Annotated in this window: 14 protein-coding genes; 8 read left to right on the forward strand and 6 right to left on the reverse strand. The window is 66.4% G+C overall.

From position 1 onward, the window contains the following. Entirely contained in the window at positions 1-1101 is a 1101-nt protein-coding gene (gene dapC / locus QOH60_RS12095; RefSeq protein WP_526420550.1) for a succinyldiaminopimelate transaminase, read from the forward strand. A gap of 155 nt (positions 1102-1256) precedes the next feature. Here the strand turns inward: dapC and mbp1 are convergent, their stop codons facing one another. After that, on the reverse strand, positions 1257-1493 hold the full coding sequence (mbp1, locus tag QOH60_RS12100) for a microaggregate-binding protein 1 (RefSeq protein WP_526420518.1): 237 nt from the start codon (positions 1491-1493) through the stop codon (positions 1257-1259). A 211-nt stretch (positions 1494-1704) separates the two neighbouring features. Here mbp1 and pruA point away from each other — a divergent pair, with 211 nt between their 5' ends. From pruA to QOH60_RS12115, 3 genes are read left to right on the forward strand one after another with little or no spacing between them, the layout of a single operon-like run. After that, a complete protein-coding gene (gene pruA / locus QOH60_RS12105) occupies positions 1705-3333 on the forward strand; it encodes an L-glutamate gamma-semialdehyde dehydrogenase (RefSeq protein WP_526420520.1) in 1629 nt (542 codons plus the stop codon). Between the two features lie 2 nt (positions 3334-3335). Beyond that, entirely contained in the window at positions 3336-4304 is a 969-nt protein-coding gene (locus tag QOH60_RS12110; protein WP_526420522.1) for a proline dehydrogenase family protein, read from the forward strand. Positions 4305-4334: 30 nt separating this feature from the next. Beyond that, on the forward strand, positions 4335-5513 hold the full coding sequence (locus QOH60_RS12115) for an MFS transporter (protein ID WP_526420524.1): 1179 nt from the start codon (positions 4335-4337) through the stop codon (positions 5511-5513). Here the strand turns inward: QOH60_RS12115 and QOH60_RS12120 are convergent. Continuing rightward, positions 5504-6037 (reverse strand): pyridoxamine 5'-phosphate oxidase family protein, encoded by a 534-nt coding sequence (locus tag QOH60_RS12120; RefSeq protein ID WP_526420526.1) that lies wholly within the window; start codon positions 6035-6037, stop codon positions 5504-5506. The genes QOH60_RS12115 and QOH60_RS12120 overlap by 10 nt on opposite strands. A gap of 52 nt (positions 6038-6089) precedes the next feature. On the opposite strand from QOH60_RS12120, the gene QOH60_RS12125 reads away from it, so the two are divergent. Then, a complete protein-coding gene (locus QOH60_RS12125) occupies positions 6090-7496 on the forward strand; it encodes an AMP-binding protein (RefSeq protein WP_526420528.1) in 1407 nt (468 codons plus the stop codon). Further along, positions 7487-7855: a VOC family protein gene (locus tag QOH60_RS12130; RefSeq protein ID WP_526420530.1), complete on the forward strand. Its 369-nt coding sequence runs from the start codon at positions 7487-7489 to the stop codon at positions 7853-7855. The genes QOH60_RS12125 and QOH60_RS12130 overlap by 10 nt, the downstream gene beginning before the upstream one ends. On the opposite strand, the gene dapD is transcribed toward QOH60_RS12130, so the two are convergent. Continuing rightward, positions 7852-8823: a 2,3,4,5-tetrahydropyridine-2,6-dicarboxylate N-succinyltransferase gene (gene dapD / locus QOH60_RS12135; protein WP_526420532.1), complete on the reverse strand. Its 972-nt coding sequence runs from the start codon at positions 8821-8823 to the stop codon at positions 7852-7854. The genes QOH60_RS12130 and dapD overlap by 4 nt on opposite strands. 34 nt (positions 8824-8857) lie before the next feature. On the opposite strand from dapD, the gene dapE reads away from it, so the two are divergent. Beyond that, entirely contained in the window at positions 8858-9955 is a 1098-nt protein-coding gene (gene dapE / locus QOH60_RS12140) for a succinyl-diaminopimelate desuccinylase (RefSeq protein ID WP_526420534.1), read from the forward strand. 410 nt (positions 9956-10365) lie between these two features. Here the strand turns inward: dapE and QOH60_RS12145 are convergent, their stop codons facing one another. Together QOH60_RS12145 and QOH60_RS12150 are read right to left on the reverse strand one after the other, a co-directional pair. Then, positions 10366-10674 carry a hypothetical protein gene (locus QOH60_RS12145; protein ID WP_526420536.1) on the reverse strand — a complete coding sequence of 103 codons (309 nt, stop codon included), beginning with the start codon at positions 10672-10674 and terminating at the stop codon, positions 10366-10368. A gap of 72 nt (positions 10675-10746) precedes the next feature. Then, complete coding sequence (locus QOH60_RS12150) at positions 10747-10956, reverse strand: hypothetical protein (protein WP_526420538.1); 210 nt, start codon at positions 10954-10956, stop codon at positions 10747-10749. On the opposite strand from QOH60_RS12150, the gene QOH60_RS12155 reads away from it, so the two are divergent. After that, positions 10949-12529, forward strand: a complete 1581-nt coding sequence (locus tag QOH60_RS12155) for a PQQ-dependent sugar dehydrogenase (protein ID WP_526420540.1) — start codon at positions 10949-10951, stop codon at positions 12527-12529. The genes QOH60_RS12150 and QOH60_RS12155 overlap by 8 nt on opposite strands. Here QOH60_RS12155 and QOH60_RS12160 read toward each other — a convergent pair. Continuing rightward, a partial coding sequence (locus tag QOH60_RS12160; RefSeq protein ID WP_526420542.1) for a hypothetical protein occupies positions 12526-12740 on the reverse strand: 215 nt, incomplete at its 5' end. The genes QOH60_RS12155 and QOH60_RS12160 overlap by 4 nt on opposite strands.

Raw genomic sequence — 12740 nt, forward strand, 5'->3', positions numbered from 1 at the left:
ATCGGCCGCCCCCGGTCGGCCTCGCTGCCGGTGTTCCCCTGGGACACCCTCGCCGAGGCATCCGAGCTGGCACGTGCGCATCCCGACGGCATCGTGGACCTGTCCGTCGGGACACCGGTTGATCCGGTGGCGCCGGTGATACGCGAGGCGCTCGCCGCGGCCAGCGCTTCCCCCGGCTACCCGACGACTGCCGGGACACCGGCACTGCGGGAAGCGGCCGTCGACGCGCTGGCCCGGCGCTACGGGGTGAGCGATCTGTCGCCCGACGCGGTCCTGCCGGTGATCGGCACCAAGGAGTTGATCGCCTGGTTGCCGACGCTGCTGGGCCTGGGTGGCGACGACATCGTGGTCGTTCCCGAATTGGCATATCCCACCTACGAAGTCGGGGCACGGCTCGCGGGTGCGCAGGTGGTTCTCGCCGATTCTCTGACGCAGCTGGGGCCTGCGCACCCCGCGCTCGTCTACCTGAACTCGCCGAGCAACCCGACCGGCCGGGTGCTGGGGGAGGATCATCTGCGCAAGGTCGCAGATTGGGCCCGTGAGCGCGGTGCGCTGGTGGTGTCCGACGAGTGCTACCTCGGCCTCGGCTGGGACACGCGGCCGGTCTCACTGCTCGATCCCGCTGTGACCAGCGGCGACCACACCGGGCTGCTGGCCGCGCACTCACTGTCGAAGACCAGTTCGCTGGCCGGTTACCGCGCCGGCTTCGTCGCAGGTGATCCGGACGTCGTGGCCGAGCTGCTGGCGGTGCGCAAGCACGCCGGGATGATGGTGCCGACGCCGGTGCAGGCGGCGATGGTCGCGGCGCTGACCGACGATGCGCACGAGCGCGAGCAACGGGACCGTTACGCCCGTCGCCGCGACGTCCTGCTGCCCGCGGTGCGCGCGGCGGGATTCACCATCGACCATTCCGAGGCGGGGCTCTACCTGTGGGCGACGTGCGGCGAAGAATGCCGCGATACCGTCGCGTGGTGCGCGCAGCTCGGCATTCTCGTTGCGCCAGGGGAGTTCTACGGGCCGACGGGACGTCGCCACGTGCGGATTGCACTGACCGCGACGGATGAGCGGATCGCCGCCGCGGTGACGAGGCTTACCGGGTAGGGCCGCCCTTAACGCAGTGTCCGCATCGCGCCCTCATGGAGTGCTTTTGGTCGAGGGCGTAGGCGTCTCCGGGGCTTGGGCAACGAAAAGTCTGGGTCCCGGCCGCTTAAGGCCGGGACCCAGATCATCTCACGAGAGGCGTTTTGGCCTCGTGCTTAGTTCTGGTGTGCCTTCTCGCGAGCCTCACTGGCCTTGGCCGCGGCGCGTGCGCTGTCGGCCTGAACTTCCTTCTTCACCGCATTGCGTAGCGACTTGGCCTTGTCCTGCTGCGACTGGCCCTCTTTCTTCAGGCCGTCACGATCAAAGATGATGCCGATGATTTCCTTGATCTTGCCCTTGGTCTCCTCGACGAAGCTTTCGATGGCTTCCTGCGGGCCCGATTTCGTTCCCATTGCTATCCCCTTCTTCGCGACTTTGGTCTGCCCCGGAAGAAATTTCCGAGTCGCCAGGGTGCCATTTGGCACCTCGGTTGGAAGGCTTCCCGCACGAGGTACAGCGAAACGCGGTTCGGTCGGTCATTTGAGTGGTTCCGGTCACGTCTGCCGGTTTCGTCCCTAGCGTGCCGACTCGACAACACTCCCAGGCGGGGGGACCCTGAACTGCATGGATGCAATCACCGACGTCCCGATGCCGGCCAACGAGCCGGTTCACGACTACGCGCCGGGAAGCCCTGAGCGCGCGCGCCTGGTGTCCGTGCTGGAACAGCTGGTGCTAGATCCGATCGACCTTCCGCACGTCATCGGCGGCGCGCACCGCATGGGCAGCGGCAAGCCCGTCGACGTAGTACAGCCGCACCGACATTCCGCGAGGCTGGGCACACTGCGCAACGCCACGCATGCCGACGCGGTCGCCGCGATGGAGGCCGCGCTGGAAGCGAAAGCGCAATGGGAGGCAATGCCGTTCGACGAGCGGGCCGCCGTTTTCCTTCGCGCAGCGGATCTGCTGGCCGGCCCATGGCGCGAGAAGATCGCTGCCGCAACGATGCTCGGTCAATCCAAGACCGCCTACCAGGCCGAGATCGACGCGCCGTGCGAGCTTGTCGACTTCTGGCGGTTCAACGTCGCATTCGCCCGCCAGATCCTCGCGCAACAGCCGATCAGCTCCCGAGGCGTCTGGAACCGCACCGACTACCGGCCGCTGGAGGGGTTCGTCTACGCCGTCACACCGTTCAATTTCACTGCGATCGCCGCCAACTTGCCGACCGCGCCTGCGCTGATGGGCAACACCGTGGTGTGGAAACCATCGATCACGCAGACGTTTTCGGCGTATCTGACCATGCAGCTCCTCGAGTCGGCCGGATTGCCGCCCGGAGTGATCAACCTTCTGGCCGGCGATGGGTACGCGGTGTCGGAGGTGCTGCTCGCCGACCCGCGGCTGGCCGGCATCCACTTCACCGGGTCGACGGCCACGTTCCAACATCTGTGGCGCGAGGTCGGCAGCAACGTCGAACGTTACGACACCTATCCGCGGCTGGTCGGCGAGACCGGCGGCAAGGACTTCGTGGTGGCGCACGCGTCCGCGCAACCCGACGTGCTGCGCACGGCGCTGATCCGCGGTGCGTTCGACTACCAGGGGCAGAAGTGTTCGGCGGCGTCGCGGGCGTTCATCCCGCGCTCGGTGTGGCAAAAGATGGGCAACGACCTCCTCGAGGCCACCGCCGAATTGACGTACGGCGATGTGACCGACCTGTCGAATTTCGGCGGGGCGCTGATCGATGCGAAGGCGTTCGCGAAGAACGTCGCTGCCATCGAGCGTGCCAAGGACGTAGCCGGTGTGACAGTCGCGGTCGGTGGCGAATACGACGACAGCGAAGGCTATTTCGTCCGCCCGACGGTGCTACTGTCCGACGATCCGACCGACGACGCGTTCTCCACCGAGTATTTCGGTCCGATCCTCGCCGTGCATGTCTACCCCGATGACGCCTTCTCCGACGTGCTCGGTGTCGTGGACCGAGGGGCCAAGTACGCGCTGACCGGCGCGGTGATCGCCGACGACCGCGCGGCCGTGCTGGCCGCCGCCGAGCACCTGCGGTTTGCCGCAGGCAACTTTTATGTCAACGACAAGCCCACGGGAGCGGTCGTAGGGCAGCAGCCGTTCGGCGGTGCGCGTGCGTCGGGTACCAACGACAAGGCTGGCTCGGCGCTGAACCTGTTGCGCTGGACGTCGGCCCGGTCGATCAAGGAGAACTTCGTACCGCCCACCGGCCACACCTATCCGCACATGGAGAGCTGACGATGGCGGGCGTGTTCGCCGCGACGGCCCGCCCGATGATCCTGGCGGCGAGCCGGTCGCAGCGGCTGCGGCGCACCGCCGAGCGGCTGCCCCTGACGCGGCGCGTCGTGCAGCGGTTCGTTCCAGGCGAGTCGCTTGACGATGCGATGAATGCCATAGCGGCGCTTCGTGATTCGGGACTGATGGTGTCGATCGACTACCTTGGCGAGGACGTCACCGACACCGACACCGCGAACGCCACCGTCGACGCGTACCTCAAGCTGCTCGACGCGTTGGGCCGCAGGCCGGACGCGCGCGCTGATGGCGTGCATCCCCTGGAGGTCTCGCTGAAGCTGTCGGCGCTCGGGCAGGCGCTACCGCGCGACGGCCAGCGGATCGCTCTGGACAATGCGCACACGGTGTGCACCGCCGCGCAGCGGGCGGGCGCCTGGGTCACGGTGGACGCCGAGGACCACACCACCACCGATTCGACATTGGCCATCGTCCGTGAGCTGCGCTCCGAATTCGACTGGCTCGGTACAGTTCTGCAGGCGTACCTGAAGCGCACGTTCGCCGACTGCCAGGAATTTGCCGCGTCGGGTGCGCGAATCCGGTTGTGCAAGGGCGCTTATGACGAGCCTGACGTCGTTGCCTACCGGGACGGCGACGATGTGACCGACAGCTACTTGCGGTGCCTGAAAGTGTTGATGGCCGGATCTGGATACCCGATGGTCGCTTCACACGATCCCATATTGATCGCGGCTGCCGGCGATATGGCCCGCGAAACCGGTCGGGAGATAAGCGATTTCGAATACCAGATGCTCTACGGGATCCGCGCGCCTGAACAACGTCGCCTCGCCGACGCGGGCAACCAGGTGCGCGTGTACGTGCCGTTCGGTTCACAGTGGTACGGATACCTCGTGCGGCGGCTGGCCGAGCGGCCCGCGAACCTGACGTTCTTCCTGCGGGCACTGGCCGAACGCCGTCGTTAGGGCCGCCGTCCATACGGAAGACTCGTACCCGTGACCGACCTGACGCGGCGATCGTGGCTCACACACAACGTGCGGGTGCTGTCATGGGTGTCGCTGCTGCAGGACACCGCCAGTGAGTTCCTCTACCCGCTGTTGCCGATCTACCTGACCACCGTGCTGGGCGCTCCGCCCGCGGTGGTCGGTGCGATCGAAGGCGCCGCGGAGGGCGCCGCGTCGCTGACGAAGCTCGCGGCCGGGCCGCTAGGAGACAAGTACGCTCGGCGGCCGCTGATCGCCACCGGTTACGGGATGGCTGCGTTGGGCAAGCTGATCGTCGCGGCGGCGGGCGCCTGGCAGGGCGTGCTGGTTGGTCGGGTGGTCGACCGGCTGGGGAAGGGTCTGCGCGGTGCCCCACGCGACGCGCTGTTGGTCCAGGACGTCGAACCCGCTGCCCGCGGCCGGGTGTTCGGCTTCCACCGCGCGATGGACACCGCGGGCGCGGTCATCGGGCCGCTTCTGGGCCTGGCCGCCTACGAGTTGTTCGACCACCAGATCGCACCGGTGCTGTACCTCGCGGTCATTCCTGGCGTGCTGAGCGTGGTGCTGGTGTTCTGGGCACGCGAACGGGTGCGCAGCGCCACCTCGCGGCCGTCGGTGTTCGCGGGAGTCCGCCGGCTGCCGGGCCGGTACTGGCGGATAGTTGCCGCCCTTGTGACATTCACGTTGGTAAACTTCCCGGACGCGCTTTTGCTGTTGCGGCTCAACGAGATTGGCTTCGGGGTCGCCCCAGTGGTGTTCGCATACGTCGGATACAACGCGGTGTATGCCGTGGCGAGTTACCCGGCCGGGTTGCTCGCCGACAGGTTCGGCCCGGCAACCGTTTTCGGTGTCGGTCTGGTGTTCTTCGGCGTCGGTTACCTCGGTCTCGGGCTGACCACAGATCCGGTGATGGCCTGGATGTTCGTCGTTGTCTACGGCGTGTTCACCGCCTGCTATGACGGTGTCGGCAAGGCATGGATATCCAAACTGCTGCCGGCAGAACTGCAGTCCAGCGGCCAAGGCGTTTTCCAGGGCCTGAGCGGCTTCGCGATGCTGTTCGCCGGTCTGTGGGCGGGATTGCTGTGGGGCGCGGACGGCCGTCTGCCTCTCGTGGTGTCCGGCGGCGTCGGCGCGGTGTTCGCGGTCGGCGTGCTGGCGTACGCGGTCGGCTGGCGCGCGCGCTACCGCTGAAGCAGAAACTTGGTCGCGCCGCCCGGTTCGGACGTGCCCAGCGCCATCACCGTCGACGGCTGCACCTGGTATACGTGCCACGGGGGCGGACCGGCAGACGGCGCGCTGTACTCGGCGGTCAGCGCATCGCCATCGACGTCGGCTGGCCAGCCGTCACGCTGGAATGCCTCAGCAACAGAACGTAATTCGGCGGCGTCAGTCACTCGTGTCGCCGATCCCTCGACTACGAGGTCGAAGGGCTCAGTGGCCACGCTGAGCACGCATCGTGGGTCGCGGGCCAGGTTACGGGACTTGCGGGTACGCAGGCCGGAGCTGAAGTACCAATGCCCGCCGGCGACGATGATCCCAACCGCGGCGACATGCGGGCTGCCGTCGCTGTTGATCGTCGTCAGCCACCATGTGTGACGGTCGGGGCCGCCGGTGCCCGGCGCTTGGGTCACCTGCGTGCTGAGCACATCCTGCACACGGGACCACTCGATGGCAGGTGTGTCATATCCGTCGAGGTTTCGCGCTGTGATGGTCATACGAGTACCGACCTGCTTCGTCAGCGGAAGTCATCGCGGTAGCCTCGCTCACGTGTTGCTGGCCTCGTTGAACCCGGCCGCCGTGGCGGCGGGTGCCGATCTCGGCGACGCGGTCCGGATCGGGGACGTCTCACTGTCCCGTAGCGACTTGGTGGGCGCCGCCACCTCTGTGGCCGAGCGCGTCGGCGGTGCGACGCGGGTCGCGGTGCTGGCCACGCCCACCCCCACGACAGTCCTGGCCATCGCCGGCTGCCTGATCGCGGGTGTGCCAGTGGTGCCGGTCGCCGCCGACGTCGGCCAAGCCGAACGCCGCCACATCGTCACCGACTCCGGCGCGCAGGCGTGGCTGGGCGAAGCGCCTGAGCAGGCCGAGGGCCTGCCGCATGTGCCGGTGCGGCTGCACGCGCGGTCCTGGCACCGCTATCCGGAGCCGCCGCCGGACGTGCCTGCGCTGGTGATGTACACGTCCGGGACCACCGGCGCGCCGAAGGGCGCCGTGCTGAGTCGCCGTGCGGTCGCGGCCGACCTCGACGCGCTCGCCGAGGCATGGCAGTGGACGCCTGAGGACACACTGGTGCACGGCTTGCCGCTGTTCCACGTGCACGGCCTCGTCCTGGGGCTGCTCGGCTCTCTGCGAATCGGCAACCGGTTTGTGCACACCGGCAAGCCGACACCGCAGGGTTATGCCCGTGCCGGCGGCACGATGTACTTCGGGGTGCCGACGGTGTGGTCGAGGATCGCGGCCGATCGTGCTGCTGCGGAAGCATTGCGCCCGGCGCGGCTGCTGGTGTCGGGCAGTGCTCCGCTTCCCGTGCCGGTGTTCGAAAAGCTTGTGTCGCTGACCGGCCACGAGCTGATCGAGCGGTACGGCAGCACCGAGTCCTTGATCACTTTGAGTACCCTCCCCGACGGCGAACGACGTCCGGGCTGGGTGGGATTCCCGCTCGCCGGAGTGACAACGCGGCTGGTCGGAGACGACGGGGAGGTTGTCGCGCAGGACGGAGAATCGGTGGCGCGCCTGGAGATTCGCGGGCCGATGCTGTTCGACGGCTATCTCGGCCGGCCCGAGGCGACTGCTGCGGCATTCACCGACGACGGGTGGTACCGCACCGGGGACGTCGCGGTGATCGACGGCGACGGGATGCATCGCATCGTGGGGCGTGAGTCGACCGATTTGATCAAAACCGGCGGCTACCGGGTCGGCGCCGGCGAGATCGAGACCGCGTTGATGGGCCACCCCGACGTCGCCGAAGCGGCCGTGATCGGTGTGCCGGACGACGACCTCGGACAGCGCATCGTCGCGTTCGTCGTCGGGAGCGCTGCACCCGACGAGTTGATTTCCTTTGTGGCAGAGCAACTTTCCGCGCATAAGCGACCCCGTGAAGTGCGGGTTGTCGATTCGCTGCCGCGCAACGCGATGGGCAAGGTCCTCAAGAAGGAGCTGACCACATGGGATTGATTTTCGAGGAGATCTGCGTCGACGCGACCGATCCGACGGCGCTGGGGCAATGGTGGTCGCGGGTTCTGGGCTGGCAGCAGAGCGTCGACGAAGACGGCGACGTGCGACTGACCGCGCCGCAGGGGGCGGGTCCGACGTGGCTGTTTGTGCGGGTTGACGACAAGCGAGTTGTCAAGAACCGCATTCACTTCGACTTCCGGCCCGTCGATCAGCGCGCCGAGGTCGACCGGTTGATCGAGATGGGCGCGCGTCATGTCGACATCGGCCAGGGCGAGCAGACCTGGGTGGTCCTCGCCGATCCCGAGGGCAACGAATTCTGCGTGCTGTCAGGGTCCGCGCAAAAGCCGAGATCTGCCTAGTTGGCGTGGAGTTCCTCGTTCAGCGCGATGCCCTGGCCGTCGCGGGAGACCACCTCGACCGCACCGGTCACAGAGTTGCGGCGGAACAGTAAGTTGTTGGCGCCGGCCAGTTCTCGCGCCTTGACCGTCGTGCCGTCGGGCGTTGTCACCTTCGTGCCAGCAGTCAGATAGAGCCCTGCCTCGACCACGCAGTCGTCGCCGAGCGGAATCCCCAGCCCCGCGTTGGCGCCCAGCAGGCAGCGTTCGCCGATCGAAATCACTTCGGTGCCACCGCCTGACAGTGTGCCCATGATCGAAGCGCCGCCGCCGACGTCTGATCCGTCGCCGACGACGACGCCCGCGGAGATGCGGCCCTCGACCATCGACGCGCCCAGGGTGCCCGCGTTGAAGTTGACGAAACCCTCGTGCATCACCGTCGTCCCGGGCGCGAGATGCGCGCCCAGGCGCACGCGGTCGGCGTCGGCGATCCGCACGCCCGTTGGGACGACGTAGTCGACCATGCGGGGAAACTTGTCGATGCCATACACCGTCACTGGTCCGCGCCGCCGCAGAAGCGCCCGCACGGTCTCGAAACCCTCGACCGCGCACGGGCCGTAGTTGGTCCACACGACATTGGCCAGTACGCCGAAGATGCCGCTGACGTTCGCCTCGTGGGGCTTGACCAGCCGATGCGACAGCAGGTGAAGTCGCAGGTACGCGTCGTACGCGTCGGCGGGCGGTTGGTCCAGTGCGGTGATGATCGTGCGGATCAGAACGGTTTCGACGGCCCGGTCGTCGTCGCGCCCGGCGAGGGCGGCGAGCTCGGCGGGCACCTCGGCAACCGACAACCTGGCGGTGCCTGCCTCGCCGTCGCCATCGAGTTCCGGTGCGGGGAACCACGCGTCGAGCACCGTGCCGTCGTCGGTGATCGTCGCCAGTCCCACGCCCGCAGCACTGCCCGTCTTGTTCCTCGCGTCCGCAGAAGTCACGGAGCTTGAGGGTAGTCGACTACCGTTGGTTCCTATGACCTCGCTGTCGGCTCTTCGCCCAAGAGGCTCATCGCTGGACCTTCGGGGCGACCCGATCGCGCTGACCGCCGCTCTCGTCGACATCCCGAGTGAGTCGCGGCAGGAATCGCGCATCGCCGACGAGGTCGAGGCCGCGTTGCGCGAGCAGACCAGCGGTTTCGAGATCGTCCGCAACGGCGACGCGGTGCTGGCTCGCACCCACCGCGGACTCCCGACGCGGGTGATTCTGGCCGGTCACCTCGACACCGTCCCGATCGCCGACAATGTGCCCAGCCGCAGAGAAGGCGACGAACTGCACGGCTGCGGCACCGTCGACATGAAGTCCGGTGACGCGGTGTTCCTTCATCTCGCGGCCACGCTCACCGACCCGGCCCGCGATTTGACACTCATTTTCTACGATTGCGAGGAAATCGAAGCTGCCGCAAACGGTTTGGGCCGCATCGAGGCCGAGCTCCCGGAGTGGCTGGACGCGGACGTCGCGATCCTGGGCGAGCCGTCCGGCGGCTTCATCGAGGCGGGCTGTCAGGGCACGCTGCGAGTCGTAGTGAGCGCCAACGGCACTCGTGCGCACTCTGCGCGAGCGTGGATGGGCGACAACGCAATTCACAAACTCGGCAAGGTGGTCGACCGGCTCGCGGCCTATACGCCCCGCAATGTCGACATCAACGGATGCACGTACCGGGAAGGGCTGAGCGCGGTGCGGATCGATGGCGGTGTGGCCGGCAACGTGATCCCTGACCGTGCGTCGGTGACTGTGAACTTCCGCTTCGCTCCGGACCGGAGCATCGATCAAGCGCTGGAGCACGTGCGCGAGGTGTTCGACGGGCTCGATGTGACCATCGAGCAGACCGACGCAGCCGCAGGTGCGCTGCCCGGTCTGTCGCATCAGCCCGCAGCCGAACTGGTGAAGGCAGCAGGCGGCCAGGTGCGCGCAAAGTTCGGCTGGACCGACGTGGCCCGATTCGCTGCACGGGGCGTTCCCGCCGTGAACTTCGGCCCCGGCGACCCCAGCCTCGCGCACCGAGCCGACGAGCGAGTGCCCGTCGGGCAGATCACCGCGGCAGTCGAGATGCTGCGCGGCTACCTGAGCTGACATAGAGCCGAACGTCCCCTCATTGCATTCCCGATGTCACCTGCGAGGTGACACAGGGTCGGGGGCAATTCCAAGGAAGTCCGCTGGGCTATTCGATCTTCTACATTCCGGGATTTTGACGGGGTCGTCGCAAACTGATCCCCCATAATCTGCGAAAAATTATTCCCTTAGTACGGTAAATGAGTTAACTTGATTACCCTTACCCGCTAACTGATACGCAGAGGGCCGGAGGCGATGATGTCGAGACATGCCGTCGAAGAGGGGTATCGCGCAAACGGTGCCGGCAACACATTCGGGAAAAGCAGCGCGGGCCACATCGGACGAATTGGAGCGCTTGCAGTAGCCCTGGGCGTCGGCATGGCCGTCGCCAATTCGCCGGCTTTGGCCTGGGCAGGCCCGACATCGGATGGTCAGTCGTCGACGAGCTCCAGCTCGAGTGAGGGCACGTCGGGTGATTCGAGCGGTACGAAGTCTGCCGTCGGTTCGGGTGCCGCCGAGTCGCCGTCAACCTCCACAGGCGCGGAGGCGCCCTCGACGGGAACGCCCTCGCCGAAGCCGAAGAAGCCGTCGAAAAAGCCGACGAAGACGTCGTCGTCGAACAGTTCCGGCGCGCAAGGTGCTGTGCCCTCGTCCGGCTTGCCCGACGCACCCACGCTGTCCATCGACAGCAGTTCAACGCCCTCGGCGGGCAGTGGCACCAAGTCCGACGCGGCATCCACTCAGGCGAAGGCGCCGAGCCTGAAAACCAAACACCCGCTCGCGGCACCAACAGACCAGGCGTCGAATAAGTTTCACGCGGGTGCCGACGATGCGACCGCGCAGCCGTCGAGCACCCCAGCGACGCTGAAGACCGCCGACCCGTCGCCGTCATCGAAGTCGGCACAGACAGTCTCGACCACGAGTTCGGCAGACCTCGCGGTACCGAAACTCGCGGCCTCGCCCGCAGCCGCCGCTGCTGCCGCACCCGCGTCGCCATTCGATTTCGTCGCGGGTGTGGTCACCGGCCTCCTTAGCCTGTTCGTCAATCCGGTCGGCAGCGGAAACCCGCAGGAGCCCGCTCCTCCGTCAGCGCCGACGATCTTCGGCTTCCTCGACGCGTTTCGCCGTCAGCTCGAGCAATTCTTCGGCGGCGGCGGAGGAAATCAGGCGCAGACTCCCACGCTGACGTACAACCCGGCGCAAACCACCCAGGTCGACAACGTGATCGTCGGAAAAGTGGTGGCTTCTGGACTCGACAACACCACGCCGGTGTTCACATCGTCCACCCCGGCGCATGGCACGTTGGTGGTTACACCCGACGGAACCGACCCCAACACAGCGACGTTCACGTACACGGCGACCAACGGCTACGCCGGCCCCGACGCGTTCAACATCACCGTCGCCGACGCCAACGCGCCGGCGCCCAACATCGTGTCCGGTCTGCTCAGCCTGTTCACTTTTGGTCTGCTCGGTGGAACACCCAGTGCCACTCAGACGATCAACGTCACGGTCGCAGCGCAGAGCGGTATCGAGAAGACCGTTCTGGCGTCAGGTCTGAACCAGCCGACGGATCTTCGGTTCCTGCCTGATGGCCGGATCCTGATCAGCGAGAAGACCGGAGCGATAAGGGTTTACAACGATGGACAGATGCAGGCCGACCCGTTGATCACGATCCCGGTCCGGTCTGACTGGTCCCGTGGGCTGCTCGGCATCGAAGTCGATCCGGATTTCGATCAGAACGGCTATGTCTACGCGGCGTACATCACGCCGGACAACTATGATCAGTTGTCGCGCTTCACCGTTACCGATCCGACGGCCGACACTCTCACGATCGACCCGGACTCCGAACTCGTGCTAATGCGGGGCGATCAACAGGATGCGGACGACCATCACGGTGGGTCGGTGCGTGTCGGTCCCGACGGAAAGCTCTACTGGTCCATGGGCGACAACGGCTGGAATCACACGAATACCGGTGTGATAAGCCAGAATTCGCAGAACCTTTCGAACATGTACGGCAAGATCCTGCGCATTAACACCGACGGCTCGGTGCCCGACGACAACCCGTTCGTCAACACCCCTGGCGCCCTTCCGCAGATCTACGCCTACGGATTCCGCAACCCGTACCGGATGACGTTCACCGACGACGGGGACCTCTTGGTCGGCGACGTCGGCGAGAACACCTGGGAAGAACTCGACAACGTGGTCGCCGGCGGGAACTACGGGTGGTCCTTGGCGGAGGGGCCGTGCAACGGCATTGGCGCGACGAGCTGCTCGTCGCCGTCGTCGTTCGTCAACCCGATCTACGCATACCAGCACAACGGCCAGAGTTCGGCGATCACATCGGTCACGCCGTACGGCGACAAGGTGCTGATCGCTGATATGCAGCACGGCTGGATCAAAGAGTTGACGTTCAACGGGGACTATTCGTCGTTGGTCAGCGAAGAAACGTTCGACGACAAGGCCGGCACCACCTCCAGCCTCATTGAGGGGCCGGACGGCAACATCTATCAGTTGACGATCATGAGTGACAACCCGAACAACACAGGAACGCTTACGCGCATATCTCCGACAACGGGGACTCCTGGAGCCGACTAGTCAGGTCGTTGTGCGCGGTCCGAGCCCGCACGTGCTGCCTGCCGTGCGGCGTCGTCGGCGGCCGCGCGAAACCCCGCGTGCCCAAGCTCCTCGGCAATCCTCTTGAGCGCCAAGCCATCTCCGTCGGTGAGCGCACGGGCATGAGACAGGGTGAGCCGGCCCACCGTGCAATCCACCTCGCCGGCCAGCCGCTGCGTCCGGTACACCGCAC

Source organism: Mycobacterium sp., from assembly GCF_032159765.1.
Lineage (GTDB): Bacteria > Actinomycetota > Actinomycetes > Mycobacteriales > Mycobacteriaceae > Mycobacterium.